This is a genomic window from Mesorhizobium monacense, assembly GCF_056781675.1.
In genome coordinates, this window is sequence record NZ_CM165567.1 from 4518045 (window position 1) to 4534397 (window position 16353).

General features: G+C 60.8%; 16 protein-coding genes and 5 pseudogenes. 14 read left to right on the plus strand and 7 right to left on the minus strand.

Features of this window, described 5'->3' with window-relative positions; genetic code table 11:
- Positions 1–24: 24 nt before the first annotated feature.
- Complete coding sequence (gene nuoG / locus AC1RUK_RS21830; protein WP_481838997.1) at positions 25–2613, plus strand: NADH-quinone oxidoreductase subunit NuoG; 2589 nt, start codon at positions 25–27, stop codon at positions 2611–2613.
- A gap of 58 nt (positions 2614–2671) precedes the next feature.
- Here the strand turns inward: nuoG and AC1RUK_RS21835 are convergent, their stop codons facing one another.
- Genes AC1RUK_RS21835 through nuoH form a run of 3 tightly spaced genes read right to left on the minus strand, consistent with a single transcriptional unit; the run spans position 2672 to position 4744 of the window.
- Positions 2672–3115 carry a CBS domain-containing protein gene (locus tag AC1RUK_RS21835; RefSeq protein ID WP_481838996.1) on the minus strand — a complete coding sequence of 148 codons (444 nt, stop codon included), beginning with the start codon at positions 3113–3115 and terminating at the stop codon, positions 2672–2674.
- A gap of 45 nt (positions 3116–3160) precedes the next feature.
- Positions 3161–3727: an NADH-quinone oxidoreductase subunit I gene (locus AC1RUK_RS21840; RefSeq protein WP_481838995.1), complete on the minus strand. Its 567-nt coding sequence runs from the start codon at positions 3725–3727 to the stop codon at positions 3161–3163.
- 30 nt (positions 3728–3757) lie between these two features.
- On the minus strand, positions 3758–4744 hold the full coding sequence (gene nuoH / locus AC1RUK_RS21845; protein ID WP_481838994.1) for an NADH-quinone oxidoreductase subunit NuoH: 987 nt from the start codon (positions 4742–4744) through the stop codon (positions 3758–3760).
- A gap of 367 nt (positions 4745–5111) precedes the next feature.
- Between nuoH and AC1RUK_RS21850 the strand changes: the two genes are divergently transcribed.
- From AC1RUK_RS21850 to AC1RUK_RS21880, 7 genes and pseudogenes are all read left to right on the plus strand, one after another.
- Positions 5112–5555: a YbhB/YbcL family Raf kinase inhibitor-like protein gene (locus tag AC1RUK_RS21850; protein ID WP_481838993.1), complete on the plus strand. Its 444-nt coding sequence runs from the start codon at positions 5112–5114 to the stop codon at positions 5553–5555.
- 443 nt (positions 5556–5998) lie between these two features.
- Positions 5999–6535 (plus strand): annotated as a pseudogene (locus AC1RUK_RS21855) (oxygenase MpaB family protein); the annotation flags it as partial.
- 190 nt (positions 6536–6725) lie between these two features.
- A pseudogene (locus AC1RUK_RS21860) lies at positions 6726–6962 on the plus strand (SAM-dependent chlorinase/fluorinase); the annotation flags it as partial.
- Positions 6919–7086, plus strand: a pseudogene (locus AC1RUK_RS21865) (hypothetical protein); the annotation flags it as partial. The pseudogenes AC1RUK_RS21860 and AC1RUK_RS21865, both read left to right, overlap by 44 nt.
- Before the next feature lie 30 nt (positions 7087–7116).
- A complete protein-coding gene (locus AC1RUK_RS21870; RefSeq protein ID WP_481839433.1) occupies positions 7117–7449 on the plus strand; it encodes an SAM hydroxide adenosyltransferase in 333 nt (110 codons plus the stop codon).
- A 38-nt stretch (positions 7450–7487) separates the two neighbouring features.
- A complete protein-coding gene (locus tag AC1RUK_RS21875) occupies positions 7488–7643 on the plus strand; it encodes a hypothetical protein (RefSeq protein ID WP_481838992.1) in 156 nt (51 codons plus the stop codon).
- Positions 7644–7688: 45 nt separating this feature from the next.
- Positions 7689–8024 carry a 4a-hydroxytetrahydrobiopterin dehydratase gene (locus AC1RUK_RS21880; protein ID WP_481838991.1) on the plus strand — a complete coding sequence of 112 codons (336 nt, stop codon included), beginning with the start codon at positions 7689–7691 and terminating at the stop codon, positions 8022–8024.
- Positions 8025–8144: 120 nt separating this feature from the next.
- Here the strand turns inward: AC1RUK_RS21880 and AC1RUK_RS21885 are convergent, their stop codons facing one another.
- Positions 8145–9065 carry a complex I NDUFA9 subunit family protein gene (locus tag AC1RUK_RS21885; RefSeq protein WP_436174951.1) on the minus strand — a complete coding sequence of 307 codons (921 nt, stop codon included), beginning with the start codon at positions 9063–9065 and terminating at the stop codon, positions 8145–8147.
- 1332 nt (positions 9066–10397) lie between these two features.
- On the opposite strand from AC1RUK_RS21885, the gene AC1RUK_RS21890 reads away from it, so the two are divergent.
- From AC1RUK_RS21890 to AC1RUK_RS21905, 4 genes are all read left to right on the plus strand, one after another.
- Positions 10398–10541, plus strand: a complete 144-nt coding sequence (locus AC1RUK_RS21890; RefSeq protein WP_481838990.1) for a hypothetical protein — start codon at positions 10398–10400, stop codon at positions 10539–10541.
- Positions 10542–10662: 121 nt separating this feature from the next.
- On the plus strand, positions 10663–10866 hold the full coding sequence (locus AC1RUK_RS21895; protein ID WP_192183193.1) for a hypothetical protein: 204 nt from the start codon (positions 10663–10665) through the stop codon (positions 10864–10866).
- A 156-nt stretch (positions 10867–11022) separates the two neighbouring features.
- Positions 11023–11211, plus strand: a complete 189-nt coding sequence (locus AC1RUK_RS21900; protein ID WP_481838989.1) for a hypothetical protein — start codon at positions 11023–11025, stop codon at positions 11209–11211.
- Between the two features lie 424 nt (positions 11212–11635).
- A complete protein-coding gene (locus AC1RUK_RS21905) occupies positions 11636–11968 on the plus strand; it encodes a hypothetical protein (protein WP_481838988.1) in 333 nt (110 codons plus the stop codon).
- A 532-nt stretch (positions 11969–12500) separates the two neighbouring features.
- On the opposite strand, the gene AC1RUK_RS21910 is transcribed toward AC1RUK_RS21905, so the two are convergent.
- A complete protein-coding gene (locus tag AC1RUK_RS21910) occupies positions 12501–13391 on the minus strand; it encodes an adenylate/guanylate cyclase domain-containing protein (protein ID WP_481838987.1) in 891 nt (296 codons plus the stop codon).
- A 776-nt stretch (positions 13392–14167) separates the two neighbouring features.
- Between AC1RUK_RS21910 and AC1RUK_RS21915 the strand changes: the two genes are divergently transcribed.
- Positions 14168–15061 carry an adenylate/guanylate cyclase domain-containing protein gene (locus AC1RUK_RS21915; protein ID WP_481839432.1) on the plus strand — a complete coding sequence of 298 codons (894 nt, stop codon included), beginning with the start codon at positions 14168–14170 and terminating at the stop codon, positions 15059–15061.
- On the opposite strand, the pseudogene AC1RUK_RS21920 reads toward AC1RUK_RS21915, so the two are convergent.
- A pseudogene (locus AC1RUK_RS21920) lies at positions 15003–15188 on the minus strand (nucleotidyl transferase AbiEii/AbiGii toxin family protein); the annotation flags it as partial. The gene AC1RUK_RS21915 and the pseudogene AC1RUK_RS21920 overlap by 59 nt on opposite strands.
- Positions 15181–15799, minus strand: a pseudogene (locus tag AC1RUK_RS21925) (type IV toxin-antitoxin system AbiEi family antitoxin domain-containing protein). The pseudogenes AC1RUK_RS21925 and AC1RUK_RS21920, both read right to left, overlap by 8 nt.
- A gap of 153 nt (positions 15800–15952) precedes the next feature.
- Between AC1RUK_RS21925 and AC1RUK_RS21930 the strand changes: the two are divergent.
- Positions 15953–16324, plus strand: coding sequence for a helix-turn-helix transcriptional regulator (locus AC1RUK_RS21930; protein WP_481838985.1), 372 nt, complete (start codon positions 15953–15955; stop codon positions 16322–16324).
- The last annotated feature ends 29 nt before the right edge of the window (positions 16325–16353 follow it).

Genomic DNA, 16353 nt, shown 5'->3' on the forward strand with positions numbered 1-16353 from the left:
AGCGAGAGGACCGCGAGGAAAGCCATGGTTAGCGTGACAATCGATGAACGAATGCTGGAAGTGGAGGCCGGCTCTACGGTGCTCCAGGCCGCCGAGCGTTTGGGCATCGACATCCCGACCTTCTGCTATCTGAAGCGGCTGCCGGCGCTGGCCTCCTGCCGCATGTGCTTGGTGGAGATTGAGGGGCAGCGGCGGCTACAACCTTCTTGCGCCACCGCGGTCACTGACGGCATGGTGGTGCGGACGAACACGCTGCTGATCGACGAAACCCGCTCTTCCATGCTCGACATGCTGCTCGCCAACCACCCCCTCGACTGCCCAATCTGCGACAAGGGCGGCGAGTGCGAGCTTCAAGACATGGTGATGGCATACGGGCCCCGCACAAGCCGGTTCCGCGATGCCAAGCGTGTGTTCCATTCCGAGGACATCCGTCTCAGCCCGGTCATCATCATGAACGTCAACCGCTGCATCCAGTGCCAGCGCTGCGTCAGGATGTGCGAAGAAGTCGTCGGCGCGGTAGCCTTGGGCACCGTCGAAAAAGGTATGGATACCGCCATCACTGGCTTCGAGGGCAGTCTCGCGAGTTGCGATCAATGCGGCAATTGCGTCGAGGTCTGCCCAGTCGGCGCGCTGATGAGCTTCCCCTATCGCTACAAGGCGCGGCCCTGGGATCTGGTCGAGACCGACACGGTCTGCCCGCATTGCGGCACCGGCTGCCAACTGACCGTCGGCGCGCGCAAAGGCGAGTTCATGCGAGTCCGCTCGAAGGTGGAGCACGGGGTCAACCGCGAAACGCTCTGCGTGCGCGGGCGCTTCGGTCTGGACTTCGTCGGGAGCCAGGACCGGATCAAGCGGCCGATGATCCGTCGTGACGGGGTCCTGGTTCCGGCTTCCTGGGACGAAGCGGGGGACTACCTCCGCCGGCGGCTGTCGGCCGTCGCCAGCAAGGCTGCGGGTGGGCTGGCCTCCCCGCGCCTGCCCAACGAGGTGCTTTATCAGTTCCAGAAGCTGATGCGGACAGCATTCCAGACCAACAATATCGACTGCTCCTCGCGCTGGTGCACGCCCTTTGATGCGCTCGGCCCGTTGGTGGCCGCCTTCTACACCCGCACGCCGCTGGAGGAGGTGATCGGCAACGACTGTGTGCTTGTCGTCGGTGGCAACGTGACGGACGAAAACCCAGTCACCGAATATTTGCTACGAGACTGTGTACGGCGGCGACAGACCAGGTTACTCATGCTCTCGGCGCGGCCATCCCGTCTGGACGCCGATGCGCGGGCGGTCGTTCGCGTGCCGCCGGGCGGTGAGGCTCAGGGCCTTGCCACGGTGGTGAGCGGACTGGGGGCGGCTGGTCAGGCACTGCCGGGCGACGTTTTTACGGACATCGGCGCAACAACCGGCCGGCCAGCAGCGGCCACCGACAGCGACGGTCCGGACCGCCTGGCCGCAGCGCTGCTGGAAGGCAGGAGCGTCACCGTGCTTGTCAGCGCCGACCTCTTGAGATCACCCCTAGCGCGCGCGACGTTGTACCAGCTCAACAACCTTTTGCAGGTTCTGCGCGCACTCGGTAAGGGGCTGGCGATGCAGTTCCTCTTCGACCGTGCCAACCAACTGGGCGCCTGGGACATGGGCGTTCTGCCGGCGGCGCTGCCGGGGCTGCGCGCGCTCGCCAATGATGCGGCGCGCGCAACTCTCGAACGGGCCTGGGGCGCCGAAATCCCGTCTGAACCGGGTGTGGATTTCGATGCCATGCTGGAGCTCTGTGACAGGAAGCGAATGGGTGCGCTCTATATCGCCGGAAGCGACCCCCTGATGTCTTATCCCGACCGGGGATTCGTGCAGCGGGCGCTTCGTGCCGCCGATCTCCTGATCGTGCAGGACGCGTTCCTCACGGATACGGCGGGCCTGGCGGATGTCGTGCTGCCTGCGGCGAGTTATGGCGAGGAATCCGGTACGTTCACCAACAACGAAGGCCGCACACAGAAGGTCTGCAAGTTCCGCGAACCCGCCCTCGAGGCGCGACATAATCTGGCGATATTCGACTTCGTTGCGGCGCTTCGCGGCCAAGCGTTGCGGCCGTCGATCCATGGCGAAATCTTCGGCGAGATTGCCCGGTTGGTTCCGGCCTACCAAGGGTTGACGCAGGACGGGCTTGGCGCCGACGGAGCTTTCACGAAGGCGGCCCTTGCGCCACCGGTTGGCGAGTTCTTCGCCCTCCCGCCTGCCCCCATTTCAGCCGACCGGCTCATGCTGGTCACCGGCAACTGCCTGTTCCACAACGGATATCTTTCCGAGCGCTCGGAGATCCTGAATACGGTCGCGGATAACCCATATGTCGAGATGAGCGCGCCGGATGCAGCGCAGCTTGGCCTAGCGGATGGCGATCAGGTGGTCGTGCGATCCGCCCAGGGCGAACTGACGGCGAAGCTCAAGGTCAACAAGCGTTTCCCCACGGGCCTCGTGTTCGTTCCCGAGAACTACAGATCCCTGCGTCTCAACGGCCTGATGCGGCGAGGCGAATACCCATGTCCGGTGGAAGTTCAAATGGCGCACGCGGCCTTCGAGATCGCCACTGTCGCCGGGGTCGAGGCGCGTCCTGAGAATCTGGGCTGAGGCACTACGCACTCCCCACCGGCAGCCCACCCGCCCCTGCACACTTGAGCTGGCGTCGTCAGTGATAACCTGTCCCGGCAATGTAATCGTGCAGCACCTGCTCGTTGTTCAGCAATTCGTCGAGCCGGTGCTTGACCACGTCGCCGATGCTCACCACGCCGACAGTGGCGCCGCCATCCATGACCAGCACATGGCGCGTGCGCCGGTTGGTCATGGTCGCCATCACCGAGGGCAGCAAATCCTGTATCGAACAGGTCGCCACAGTGCGGTTCATGATGTCGGCGACCCGCATAATGGGCGCCTTGGTTCCGTGTTCAGCCACGGCATTGCAGCAGTCCCGTTCCGACAGCGTGCCCAGGCAATCCCCTCCGGGGAAACGGCTGACGACCACGAAGCCTATGTTGTTCTCCCGAAACAGCCGTAGCACTTCCACCATCGTCTGACTTGGAGTGACCGAGATGACCTCGGGAGCCTTGGTCTTCAAGATTTGGCAGACCAGCATATGAGCCTCCTGTCTGCGCGCTCCGGCTTGCCAGCTGGCGCGCACTCACGTTCGTCGGATATTCCGCCACCAGTTGTACCCCTGCGGCTCGCTCGTCTCGACCAGAACGTCCTGCTTTGTGTTCAGGCGTGCAGCGACCACGCCGCCGCCGGTCGTCGCCTTGCCCGGCTTGCCGAGCAGATCGTCACGCCCGATCACCAGGTCACGCGAGGAAAAACTCGAGAATTCGTACTGTTGGCCAAGCGCGATCGCGTCCGCCGGGCAGGCGTCCTCGCACAGCCCGCAGAATAGGCACCGGGCCATGTCGATCTCGAATTTTGCCGGGCGTCGGTTGCCCTTCTCGTCCTCGTAGGGGATGACTTCGATGCAGTAGCAGGGACAAATCCGCGCGCAGAGTTCGCAGGCCACGCATTTGATCTCGCCCTCTTCGTCGCGCTTAAGGAAGTGATGCCCGCGGTAACGCGAATAGGGCAACCATTTTTCCTTGTCCGGATACTGCATAGTCACGGATTTGGAGAACATGTAGCCGAAGGTCAGCGCCAAGCCGTTCGCCAGATCGGCGAAGAACGCCCAGCCGATCCATGTTCCAATTCTGTCCAGTGCGCGCGACATCGTCGCCCCGCTGCGGAGCCGCTGCGGCCCCTAAAGGAAAGCAACACCGGTTATGATTATGTTCGCCATTGACAGTGGAAGCAAGACCTTCCACCCGATCGCCATCAGTTGGTCGTAGCGGTAGCGTGGGAAAGTGAAGCGGAACCAGATAAACACATAAACGAAGAACGCGACCTTGAGCACGAACCAGAGGATCGGTGGCAACGGGACCAGCACGCCGTTCCAGCCGCCGAAGAACAGGATCACCGCCAGGACCGACGTCAGAAGCATGATGGCGTATTCGCTGACCATGAAGAACGCAAAGCGGATACCGCTGTATTCGGTATGGAACCCGGCCCCCAGATCGCCTTCCGCTTCAGCCAGGTCGAAGGGAATGCGCTGCGCTTGGGCCAGCCCGGCGACGAAGAACACGAAGAACCCGACCGGTTGGTAGACGATGTTCCAGACATTGGCTTGCGCCCGCACGATCTCGAGCAGGCTCATGGATTGCGCAAGCATTACCACCCCGATGACCGCGAACCCCATCGGGATCTCGTAGCTGATCATCTGAGCGCAGGTCCTGAGGCTGCCCAGGACAGCGTATTTGCTGTTCGCCGCCCAGCCGCCGAAGATGACGCCATAGACCTCAATCCCGATCACGGCAAAGACGAAAAGGAGCGCCACGTTCATGTTGGAGACGTAAAGAGTGATCTCAGTGCCGAGGACCGAGACCGATTCGCCGAAGGGGACCGCGACGAACACCACGAAGGGCGGAGCGAGCGCCAGGATTGGCGCCAATTTGAACAGGAAGCGGTCGGCCTCGGCCGGGATGTGGTCCTCTTTGGTCAGGAGCTTGACCCCGTCCGCCACCGGCTGCAGCAGCCCATGCCATCCCACACGCATCGGCCCCATCCTCTGCTGGATGTGCCCCGCGATCTTGCGTTCCAGCCAGGTTAGCGGCAAGGGCAGCAGCAGCAAGATCGCAATCAGCAACGCGACCTTGAAGACGATCAGACCAAGAGCAACGACGAGTTCCATGATCCGAGGCCACTCGTTCAACGGGACGAGACCCGCGACTCGATTAGCACTGCGCAGTTGTCAGGTTGCGCGGGCATGGCAATTGCCAACGGCGGCGCAACTTGTGCGATGGTATCACAGCCTTGCCGTCACTGGCTACGATGTGTGACGTTCGGCGCTTAAACGGGATGGCAGGGCGAAACGAACTGCCATTCAATATTGTCTCGTACATTTTCGATAGAGTGCTTATCCTTACGCCCGATCAACCGTGAAGCTCGTGTCGGAACGCAGCCTCAAGGCGACGCCCGCGCTTCCTGCCAGTTCTGCCTGGCACCTGGCGTTTGGGGACGAGTGCTGCGCGGCGCGGCAATAGCGTCAGAGGTGACCCATGCAGCTCATTTCAAATGGCTTTGCGGACGGTACGACGATCCCGCGGCGTTTCACTTGCGACGGTCAGGACCTTTCCCCGCCGCTCGGCTGGACCGGCGCTCCGGCAGGAACCCGCAGTTTTGTCCTTCTCTGCGATGATCCCGACGCCCCGGCGGGGATCTGGCATCACTGGGCGGCCTATGACATTGCGGCCGATTGTATGGAGTTGGCCGAAGGCGGCAAGCAAGGCCTCAAGCAGGCAACCAACGATTTCCGGCGACCAGGTTACGGTGGTCCCTGCCCACCGCATCGCCACGGCCCACACCGCTATCACTTCCGGCTGCTTGCGCTGTCGATCGATCACCTGCCGCTCGGCAACGACCCATCGTGTCAGGGGGTCGAACGAGAAGCGCGCAGGCATCTCCTCGCCGAGGCGGTTCTCGTCGGAGTGTATGAGCGATGATAGTCTTCGTTCGTGTGAACTCTGGCAACTTGACGAGGGCCTGCGAGTCATGAGCGGCATCACTGGTCGTAATGGCCCCCGCGGCTGTCGCGGCGTCCGCTCGGGGTGGGCACTGTCATCCAATTGAGCTATTGTGCGCGATCGAGCACCGCAGAAAGTGGCCGTAGTGTCTCCAAGCGCATCCAGCGGCCCAACTTCGCTGCTGGGTGCGCGCGTTTTTTGTGAATGGCGCTCGTGCCATGACCACGCCGATCGTCCTGCCTTGGCCGTTGCAAAGCCTCTTGGAGGCCTTAGCGCGGGCGGTGCTGCAACCTGGCGACCGGCCTCACATCGATTTCTCGCGACCGATCGGCGAGGCCGGACTGGTATCGTCGGACTCCGTGTCGTGGCGCGTGTTCAAGAACCCGCTTTCGTTGTTCATCGGCGGCGTCACCGCCGTGATAATGGAGCTTGCAGACCCGCGCGTGCGCACTGGCGTATGGGAACATACGTCGTTCCGTCAGAATCCAATTCGGCGACTGCACAGCACGGGGCTCGCTGCCATGGTGACGATCTACGGCTCCCGCACCAGGGCCGAGGCCATGATCGCACGTGTTCGGCAGATGCACGACCGGGTCGCAGGCGTGACATCATCAGGCGAGACGTATTGCGCCAATGACCCCGACCTTCTGAACTGGGTTCAGGGCACGGCAACATACGGCTTTGTCCAAGCTTATCACGTCTATGTGCGGCAGCTCTCTGCATCGGAGCGCGACCGCTGTTATGCCGAGGGCGTTCCCGCTGCGCGCCTTTTCGGCGCCACAGGCGCACCGGGATCGGAAGGCGAGCTTGAAGCGCTGTTCCATGCGACAGCCGGACGGCTGGAGCGCTCGGCCATTGTGCTCGAATTTCTCGCGATCATGCGTTCGGCGCCTATCCTGCCGCTGCCGCTGAGGCCGGCACAGCACCTACTGGTAGCGGCTGCCGTCGATCTGGTGCCTTCTCAGGTCCAGGCCCTGGTGGGGCTCTCCGGGCACGGCTTGCACGGTTGGGAAGCCGAGGCAGTCCGGCAGGCAGGGGCTCTGGCGGATCGCCTCGTTATGGAAACCAACCCGGCCGTTCAGGCCTGCCGGCGGATGCGCCTGCCGCCGACTATTTATATGTCCAGCGCAGCGCAGTCGGCGCCCGTCTATGATTGTCTTGTTCACGGATTTCGGCTTGCACGGCCCCTACACGGGTCAGGTGAAGGCTGTGTTGCACCAGATGGCGCCGGGCATCCCCGCGATCGACCTCTTCTCCGATGCGCCGGTCGGCAATCCCAAGGCGTCGGCCTACCTGCTGGCAGTCTACGCGCAGTGGTTTCCTGCGGGAACCGTCTTTCTCTGTGTCGTCGATCCAGGCGTCGGAGGGACCCGGCCGTCCGTCATCGTCGAGGCCGACAGTCGCTGGTACGTCGGTCCCTGCAACGGCCGAGCTGATCCAGCGCCGCGCAGCCGAGACGTTCAGCTGGGACATCGACTGGAAGCCAGAGCGCCTGTCTGCCAGCTTCCACGGGCGTGACCTATTTGCCCCGGTCGCTGCCATGCTGGCACGCGGTGAGCGGCCGCCCGGCAGGCCGCGCCGGGATGAAGCAGATCGCCGTAGAGACTGGCCGGAGGACCCCGCCGAGATCGTCTATATCGACCATTTCGGCAATGCCATGACCGGCCTGAGGGCGGCCAGGCTGCCGGCAGGCGCAAGGCTCGCCGCAGCAGATCGCGTGCTGGATGGCGCGACGACCTTCAGTAATCGGCCGCCTGGCACGGCCTTTTGGTACGAGAACTCGAACGGGCCTGCCGAGATTGCGGTCAATCAAGGGCGCGCGGACGGCGAGCTCGGTCTTGCGATCGGCAGTCCTGTGGAGATCGTCCCTTGAACGAAACCGGTTGTCCGTGACGGCGTTGATCTATTGCGATGCGCAAATCAACGAAACGAGGCCCGGGCGCCGATCTGCCGAAGCCGCAAAAAGGCGATGACAAGGTGCGGGCGACGACCGGCAACAAGCGCCTTGCCGAGCAGATTCGCAAGGCGCTCGCCAAGCATTATGCGAGCAAATACCGGGCGAGGTGAAAAACGCGAACGCTACACCCGGAATGAGCACGAAGGGAGGTTGTCATGACCGATGGTATTGCTCAGAAAACCTGTACGCCCTGCCGCGGCGGCGTCGCGCCGCTGACGCAGGAGGCAGCCGAGGGCTATCTGTCCCAGACCGCTGGCTGGGAACTAGAGGAGGCGCGCCTGCTAAGCCGCAAATTCAAATTTGCGGACTTCCATCAATCGCTCGGCTTCGTCGACAAAGTTGCCCGATTGGCGGAAGAAGAACGGCATCATCCCGACATCTGCTTCGGCTGGGGTTATGCGGCAGTCTCGCTGCAGACTCACAAGATCAAGGGATTGCACGAGAACGACTTCATCATGGCCGCGAAGATCAACCTGCTCGCCGGTTCATAGAGGCACTCGGCACCCCACCGGAACGTGTCCCAAAGTTCGCATTCATAGTTGGCCGGTTGGCGCGATTTCCGGACACTCAATCGTGGCGCGCCTGAGAGCAGTACCGAAGAGGCTCATTGTTCAGTGATCGCGCAACATCTCCTGGAGTATTTCCTCGACTTGGTGCGGCGAAACGCCAAGTTCTTCAAATCCGGGCATCTGCGGCGATGACACATTGTCGACCTGCATCAGCTCGACTTGATTCCGAGTGACGGGCGGGCTCGCAAGCATTTCCGCGGCCCATGCCAGTGCGTGCCAAGCGGCAAATGGCACTGGGACTAGTCTGGGTCTAAGGCCGGCTTGGTGTGCAACGGCTCTGAGAAATTCCTCGTAAGAGTAGACCCGAGGACCGCCGCACTCATACGTGATCGCATGCGTTTCCGTCCCCTGCAGCGCTCTTGCGGTCGCCTCTGCCACATCGCCCACATAGGCCGGCTGCAATCTCGTCAGGCCGCGACCGAACATCGGATAGATTGGAAGCCGGCGGAGAAGTTTGAGGATAATGGTGAGAAATGCGTCATCCGGTCCGAACATCACCGCCGGGCGGATGATGGTGGCGTCAGCAAACGCGGCACGCACCGCCAGTTCGCCTTCGCCACGCTTGCGGATATAGAGCGACGGCGAGGCAACATCGGAGCCGATTCCTGAAACGTGAGCGAGCCGTTCGACGCCAGCTCGGTGTGCTTGGGCTGCAACCCGCCGAGCCGACTCGACATGCACGGAATGAAAGGTCTCCTGTCCCCGTTCGACATAAAGACTGACCGCATTTACAACACCGTAGGCACCGGCAAGTGCACGGGCGATCGCCCGCTCATCGTGGATATCGGCTTCGACCGATTGAAGTTGCGGATCATCAGAACCAAACAATTTCTTGGCCCGTTCCGGATGTCTTGATGCAATCCGAACGAAAAACTCACCATTGCGGAGATGCCGAACAACGCGGCGGCCGAGAAACCCGGTTCCACCGAACACGGTGACGACGCGATGGTTCATGGCAGCCATGGCTTAGACTTTGTCGGCTCATGTCAGCCGTCTCGACCCGGCGGTTCAGGTCACGTGGACGGCGCGCCTACTGACCACTATCTACCATCTGGGCTACCTGGTACAGATTGGATCGATCTCGTCCGTCAACTGATCGAAAATGACCCCACTCCTTGCGGAATTCCGGCGATTGATGAGCAGATCGCAGCAGATCGCGATTCTGCTATTGGACGTCGTTGACGATGCGCCGCCCGTCGAGGCTGCGATGCAGGCTGATTGAGATGAAGCCAGGCTGGCGCGCCATAAGCGCGCTCGCTCGGTCATGACGGACAATGCCTCGGCCTGCTACCCTACAGGGCCCTATCGGGTCGAGCACCATGGCAGCGACTATCTCGTCGCCCAGGGGGCTGGGCGCCGGCGAACCATGACGACGACCACGCGATGCTCGAGGTCGACGAGGGGGCCGTCATGAGGGTTAACAACGGAGGAGATATCGGAGATTTTCAAGGTGTGGGGAAAGGCTGTAGCGCTCTTCCAACTCGAACCCCCTCGACAGGCGAGCGAACGCGACGCCTAGGTGGATCTCTCTACGATGCCAATCTCTTTCATAAGCACACGCAATTCGGCTGGAGGCGCAAGACAGAAAGTTCGAAAAGCTTCCAAGAACCCCAGCCCAACCGGATGCGCCGTGGATAGCTTGTTTCCCCGAACTTCTTCCCATCACGGCAGCGGTCGTCGTTTCTGCAAGTAAATCAAAAGGCTGCCTGAAGACCGCGCAGTCTTCGCCTCGGTTCCAATCGCAGTTCGGCAGGACCAGATACAGAAGCCGCCGTTTCTCATGTGGAGGCTGCTATGATCTGCATGCGTTAAGTGTCGATTCAGCCTAGGGTGCGTCCCGCCGCTTTGCCGCCCTTTCTGTCCGTTTTCGCGACGACGACCAGGTGCGGCAAGTCACGTGCGTCTAGACCGAATGTCAGGAACGCGCCGATATCGTTCTCTAATGGGTCAAGGGCGGCTGCTCGGATACGAGCATTGTCGACGATTTTGGGTGCCTACGTTTTCTACGTGCTCATCGGCACTTGATGGGTTTAGCTGGGTATGGTGCACCAGGGCACTTATCGGCGACGAGGGCTATGACGCCGATTGGCTGCGCGCGGCGCTCGTCGCCCGTGGCATCAGGGTGGTCAAAATTGGACGCCGATTCACACCATATGAAGCCAGTTCAATGCCGATTGGGGCGCGCAGCCCTCAATTGGAGCACACCCTCAATCTAGCTAAGGCGGCTGGGGTCGGAGGAAATACGGTCAACCGTTTTGAGGCCGGCCAGGATCTCGTGTCAGCAGTGTCGACACGATGCGCACCGCCCTCGTATCGGCCGGCGTCGAGTTCATCCCGGAGAATGGCGGCGGCGCTGATGTGAGGCTGGCAAAGCCGCGGCCGCAGGCGGATCAGTTACCCGACGGCGAGGCCGGCATCATCGACAACAACAAGATGTAGGCGGTGCGGAGTTATATCGTTTTACACAATCCCTAGTTGCTAGACTCGCGCGACACACCGGCAGTTAATTTTACCTCTGCGCGAGGAGGAAAAAGGTCGCGAACTGGGGAGGATGTAGTCCATGAATGACGATTTCGGCATCGCCTATCCATCTGAAGATCAGCCTTACGAAGTTACGTCTTTCGCTAAAAAGCATGGCCTAACGATACGAGTTGCTGACGCCGTGCTTTTCGCCAAAGGCCCGTCGCGGATGGCTTGTGATGCTGCCGCATTGGCTTTCCTCTGTGCAGTCGCCCAATACGCTAAGAAACAACCGGCGCGCTAACCATGTCTGTGCAAAAAGAAGAAGACTATCGAACCAACAGAGCCGACTATGCGATTGCCGCGAGGCATGACCGAGCGACCGCTGATGGCGATCGCGATGAGCTACTGGCAAGAAAAAAGAAGTCCCTATGGCTAAGAGATCGGGAGCGTCCCAGCCGTGGCCTATACGGTGATTTGGTACGGGAGACACGGCATCGCTGAAAAGACCCCCTTCGATACCGAGAAAGCCGCACGAGACCACGCGCAGGCGACATTTCTTGCTCGAAAGCAGGGTGACGGTATCGTAGCGGTGGAAGTTCGCAAAGACGACGGGACGGTTGTTTTCAGCCAGGCCGGAGGCAATTAAAGCCTCTCATGACCCTAGATTAAAACGTCCAGCCCTTCCCATCAAGCGCTAGTGGTTGTCCAGTAGAATGGCTAGGTGCCTGGTAGCGGCGCTTTCCATAATCAGTTCCTCCAGCCATGTGTCGCCGACGCTCGATATGGGGACGCGACGTCTGACTATACGAAGCGCTTCAGAAATCGAAACTGCTGTGGATTTCGCGTGATCATCCAGGTAACGACCGACTTCAATCACGGCGTCTGCGTCTACGTTGGACGGCAATTCTCGCATGGCACACCCTCCTGCGGCATCCGAACCTTGCTGCCCAAAAGTATCGCGCTGAATAGCCAAAGAGTCGACACCGTCTTAAGGAGGTGGCAGAGCTGCTCTCCAGCGCGCGTTTCGCCCTAGTGTCTAGCGCCGCTTGTCCGGCGTCTTCGGATGGCCGGTGAACGCCAGGTTGCGATCTGGGCGCCCCACCTCTTGGCACGGCTGGCAGAACAGCACTTTGATCAAGGAGTTGGCATTTGTGTCGCAGCAGGTCGCACAATATGTGATACAAAAAGCGGCAATGTCAGGTCTTTTTAACGAAATTCCTCAACAAATTCAATTATTTAGCATTATGCCGATGGTACCGTTGGCTGCGATCGCTTACGACCCTATGATACTGTTTCTATTTGCTTTTTATCGGTTTCAGGGGCCGATTTGTATCACAATACGTAGCACATTTGCTGCTGCTTCTCGGGCGCAACCAGAGGTACGCGGTCGAAGCCGCCGCTAAATAGTGACATCCTCATCCAATGTCGACTCTACGCACATCCTGCTTCTTTCCGCCGCGCCGGGCTAGCTTCTTCCCAGCGATCTTCATGCCCGGTTGCTTAAGTAAGGCGCCAAGGATGCCAAGGCACTTGCTCGGCCTGCTCGAGGTGGATAGCCCTCGAAGCGGACAGGCCCTCTACGAGTAGTTCGTCGTGCAGATGCCCTGAAGGTGAGGGGGTAGTGCTGCCATCGCTTTCACACGCGAGAAAAAGCGAAGAGCAGAAGAAGCTGCCGTCACCGGTCTATCTGGTTCAATTTCCCAGGCCCGGAACTTGAAGGTTCTGGTCCGAAACTCTTTCGATCCTAAAGAACCTGGCCACGTCAGCGGCCAAGATGGTCACCAGACGTCGCTCAACCTGCTCCTCGGCCAATGCCTCGTCCCTCTCAATCGGCAACTATCCTATTCGATCCGGAAGCTAATGTGCAGCGCCCATCGCCGAAGCAGGTTGGAAGGTCTGGAAGTGGGCCGGTCGCGGCTAACGAGTCCGGCCGGGTCAGTCTGAGACAATTTCGTAGTGAAGAACCTGGGCGTCGCCGAGGGTCGACCTCAGTCCAGGCGAGATGACGCCGGAGCCGAAGAGGAGAATATCTTCGCGGCGTACGAATACTTCATGGCCGGGTCCCATCGACACAAATGTGCCCGACGAGCTTCGCTCGACAAGCCGGGCCCTGCCATTCGAAATAGTGAAGGTCGCGTGGTGCCTTGAAACCCAGGGCCGCTCGACGACAATATTGCATTCCGGAGATCGGCCGATGGTCACGAATTCGTTGTTTCGACAGGATCGCAACTGATCTCCATAGCGGATGACCAGATTGATCTGCCACGGCGAGGCGGAGCGCTTATCGGCAATGGTGCCCCGGCTGGTGATCTGCGTACCGAGCGCCCCATCGTCGCTCCACAGGGTATAGACATCGAAGAGTTCTTGCTTCCCTTTCAAGGCCATTTTGTCGAGGAGCCGTAATGCCTTGCGGCTTCTCGCGGAAAGGGCTTCGCAGAAGCTCTGGCTGATCAGCACCTCCCCGGGGTTGGCCGTGGTGGACAACCTTGCAGTGACATTGACAACGTCACCGAAGACCTCGCCCCGCGTGCGAATGACCGCGCCGAAATGCAATCCGATACGGGCGCTCAACGGCCCTTTCGTCAGTTGGCGGCTGATTTGGCAGACGGCCCTGAGCGCCGCCTCCGGGTTCTCGAACAGGCTGAATACGTCATCGCCTTTCGAGTGAATGAAATCACCGCCGTGCCGGGCGACGATCTCGCGCATCGCGTCCAGGCAATCCGAGACCTGTTGCAGAGCGGCATCGTCGCCGATGCGCTCATAGAGGGGCGTGCTGCCCACGACATCAGCTAAGAGGACTGCGGCTAGAAGTCTTTCCTGATCCATCGATCTCGTATCCGCACCGAGAACGCAGCGTATATAACACACCAAAGTTGCCTTTAACTCATCTAATTGCGCGCCTGGGGCCGGGGCGGTGCTTCGGCGTGATCGTCTCGGACGGACAAGCGTCTGCCTTCACTCATCTCGCCAAATCACGCGCTTTTCCCATCGGATCTGCACTAGGCGCCGGAAGCGGATCGTATGGGCCTGCTCCCCGCTCGGATGGAATAGCTGCGCACTCATCCACTCCCGACTCTTGCACTGCTGACAGCGTACTTTGTCCGCACATCGTCGATCGTCACGTTGCCGATCCTTCCCGTAGCTCGAGCGGCTTGTAGTAGCGAGTCAAGTTGCAGCGCGCGCAGCGGATGCCCGCCACCTGCCCCGCATCATGGGCATGCGACAGGGTCCGGGCGGCTGACGCCTTCAAGGCGGTCGACGAACTGGTCGTGAAGGCTGTCACGAATAAAGAACCGGTCGGGCGTCACCCAGACCTGGCCGGCTGTTGTAATCGCCGAGGCGATCCATCAGGGTATTGTCGACCAGCCGGCTTCCCGTTTCCCCATCGTTCCGTATGGTTCTGCGACCTGCCGTGCAGTCGAATTTCGCTACGATATGCTTCCTTAACGCCAATTCGGATACCAGGCACCCGAACAAGGGCTCGCTCACGCGGTTTCTTAGGCTAAGATTGTTCCAACTGGCGGGAGGTCCGTCCCTTGCGAGAAGAGCAACGCAGGCTTGCGGCGATCTTGGCTGCCGACGTGGCAGGTTACTCGCGGCTGATGGCGGCCGACGAGTCGGGAACGCTGGGACGGCTGAGGCGGCTCCGAGCTGAGGTGTTCAAGCCCAAAATCGCCCGGTTCCACGGACGCATCGTCGGCTCGGCCGGGGACAGCCTGCTGATCGAGTTTGGGAGCGCGGTTAACGCCGTGCAGTGTGCGATCGAGCTGCAGCGCGAGCTGGGCGGCGAGAACGCCGGGCTCCCCGAAAACCGGCGTATGGCGTTCCGTATGGGCGTAAACCTCGGCGACGTGATCGTCGAAGACGACACGATATACGGAGACGGTGTGAACATCGCGGCAAGGCTTGAAAAGCTCGCGGAGCCTGGCGGCGTTTGCATCGGGCGCGCCATTTACGATCAAGTAAAAGGCAAACTCGAATACGTCTATACGGATATCGGCGAGCAACGGGTTCACAACATTACGGAGCCGGTACGCGCTTACCGTGTCATGTCCATTGAGCAATCCCCCACCAGCTCGTCCGTGCCGTCGGCCAAGGATGCGCTTCCGTTCCGCAACCGACCATCGATCGCCGTGCTGCCTTTCACCAACATGAGCGGCGACCCAGAGCAGGAATACTTCTCTGACGGCATCACCGAGGACATCATTACGGACCTCAGCAAGGTCGGGGCGCTGGCAGTCACCGCGCGCAACACGACCTTTGCCCTCAAAGGCAAGTCGATGGACGTCAGCAAAGCGGCGCGGCAGTTGCGCGTTTCGCATGTGCTGGAAGGGAGCGTACGCAAGGCGGGTAGTCGCGTTCGCATCACCGCGCAGCTGATCGACGGGATGAGTGGGCATCATGTGTGGGCCGAGCGCTACGACCGTGATCTCAACGGCTCATCATCAGCATCGCGCCCTTCAGCACGAAACGGTCGGCGTGGGGTGACCGGCTGAGCCGAAAGAGCAGCCGCTCGAGGGCGAAGCGCGTCAGAACCAGGTCGAAGCTCTGGCCACTTGCCTTGGCGAGTTGCAGCAGGCGTGCGCGCATCGAGGCGCCGATATTCTTGATCTCCTTAGCCATTGGCAGTCAGCGCCTCCGAGATACGGCCGGATAACCGTAGCGACACCGCCACGCTCGGCCTGTCTGGCAATTTCACCAGCCGTGGTCTTACGCTGGCGCAGCGCCTCCCGGAGGCCCTCGATCGCAACCGACAGGCCGATCTTGTTCCGATATCGGAAGCAATCGGCGATCGTCTTGGCGACGCCGAAGACCTTTACGGGCACGCCCTCGACGGGGTGGGTTTCGACCCCCTCCCCGAGCAAGCGATCAGTGAAACGCACCAGCCGTATCGGCGTGCCGTCGGCCTTAGGGGGCCAATCTTTCTGCCTGATGGCAATCCATATCTGCCTCGGAAGCTGATCGGTGAGTTCGTGGAACGCCAGTGCGGAGACGAGGCAAATGACACCCTTCGGAATACGTTTTGCGGCCTCGGCGAGACTATGATGAGCGTCGAGCGTCGCATCAGGGAGTTGGTAAAGCCCTCGCGCGAGCCTAAGCACGTCGCCGTCCCGTTCCATGCGGCTCATGGTGGCGGCTGTCACGCCTGCATCGCGCAGCTCCGCCAGGCGCGCGATTCCGCGCGCAGCCAGGAGGGCGTGGGCAATTTGGCGCTGTGAGGTGGGTTTAGGCACGATATTAAAGCTCGGATTCTCAACTCTATTCTCCGAGACTTTGTATCACCCTTCCTGCTCCCGAGAAAGACACCTACTCGCGTGAAAGCTTCTTTGCGACGGTCGCAACGCGAGCCCGGTATCTGTCCTTCTTCCCAACCGCAAAGGACAGACATGACTTCGAAGAAACCAAGTCGAGTGCGCATTCTGATGATGCCATATCAAGAGAACGAGGACAGCGATCCCGTAGGCTACTCCGGTCCAGCAACGGTGTTGACGGGCCTGCCGCGAACCATCAGGCGGCATGAACTCAGGCTGATCGTCCCGCTCGCCGACAGCACGATCTATGAGATGGAGAAACGAGGCGAGTTCCCCCGTCGCTTCAATCTTACGCCCCGCTGCGTGGTGTGGGATCTGGCAGAGGTGGAGGCGTGGCTCGAACAGCGCCGACAGACCTATCTGGCCGGGCGCGCGAAGGTTGCTCCCGGCCCTGACGTCCGTCAGCGAAAGACCCGGCCGGTGAAAGCGCAGGAAGCGGACATCTAGTCAGAGCAGTTGGAAGCGATCGCACTATT

Excerpts from the sequence above, each read along its gene's own strand:
- nuoG (WP_481838997.1), top strand. The coding sequence starts at position 25 with ATGGTTAGCGTGACAATCGATGAACGAATGCTGGAAGTGGAGGCCGGC.
- AC1RUK_RS21835 (WP_481838996.1), bottom strand. The coding sequence starts at position 3,115 with ATGCTGGTCTGCCAAATCTTGAAGACCAAGGCTCCCGAGGTCATCTCG.
- AC1RUK_RS21840 (WP_481838995.1), bottom strand. The coding sequence starts at position 3,727 with ATGTCGCGCGCACTGGACAGAATTGGAACATGGATCGGCTGGGCGTTC.
- nuoH (WP_481838994.1), bottom strand. The coding sequence starts at position 4,744 with ATGGAACTCGTCGTTGCTCTTGGTCTGATCGTCTTCAAGGTCGCGTTG.
- AC1RUK_RS21850 (WP_481838993.1), top strand. The coding sequence starts at position 5,112 with ATGCAGCTCATTTCAAATGGCTTTGCGGACGGTACGACGATCCCGCGG.
- AC1RUK_RS21870 (WP_481839433.1), top strand. The coding sequence starts at position 7,117 with ATGCTGGCACGCGGTGAGCGGCCGCCCGGCAGGCCGCGCCGGGATGAA.
- AC1RUK_RS21875 (WP_481838992.1), top strand. The coding sequence starts at position 7,488 with ATGCGCAAATCAACGAAACGAGGCCCGGGCGCCGATCTGCCGAAGCCG.
- AC1RUK_RS21880 (WP_481838991.1), top strand. The coding sequence starts at position 7,689 with ATGACCGATGGTATTGCTCAGAAAACCTGTACGCCCTGCCGCGGCGGC.
- AC1RUK_RS21885 (WP_436174951.1), bottom strand. The coding sequence starts at position 9,065 with ATGGCTGCCATGAACCATCGCGTCGTCACCGTGTTCGGTGGAACCGGG.
- AC1RUK_RS21890 (WP_481838990.1), top strand. The coding sequence starts at position 10,398 with ATGCGCACCGCCCTCGTATCGGCCGGCGTCGAGTTCATCCCGGAGAAT.
- AC1RUK_RS21895 (WP_192183193.1), top strand. The coding sequence starts at position 10,663 with ATGAATGACGATTTCGGCATCGCCTATCCATCTGAAGATCAGCCTTAC.
- AC1RUK_RS21910 (WP_481838987.1), bottom strand. The coding sequence starts at position 13,391 with ATGGATCAGGAAAGACTTCTAGCCGCAGTCCTCTTAGCTGATGTCGTG.
- AC1RUK_RS21915 (WP_481839432.1), top strand. The coding sequence starts at position 14,168 with ATGGCGGCCGACGAGTCGGGAACGCTGGGACGGCTGAGGCGGCTCCGA.
- AC1RUK_RS21930 (WP_481838985.1), top strand. The coding sequence starts at position 15,953 with ATGACTTCGAAGAAACCAAGTCGAGTGCGCATTCTGATGATGCCATAT.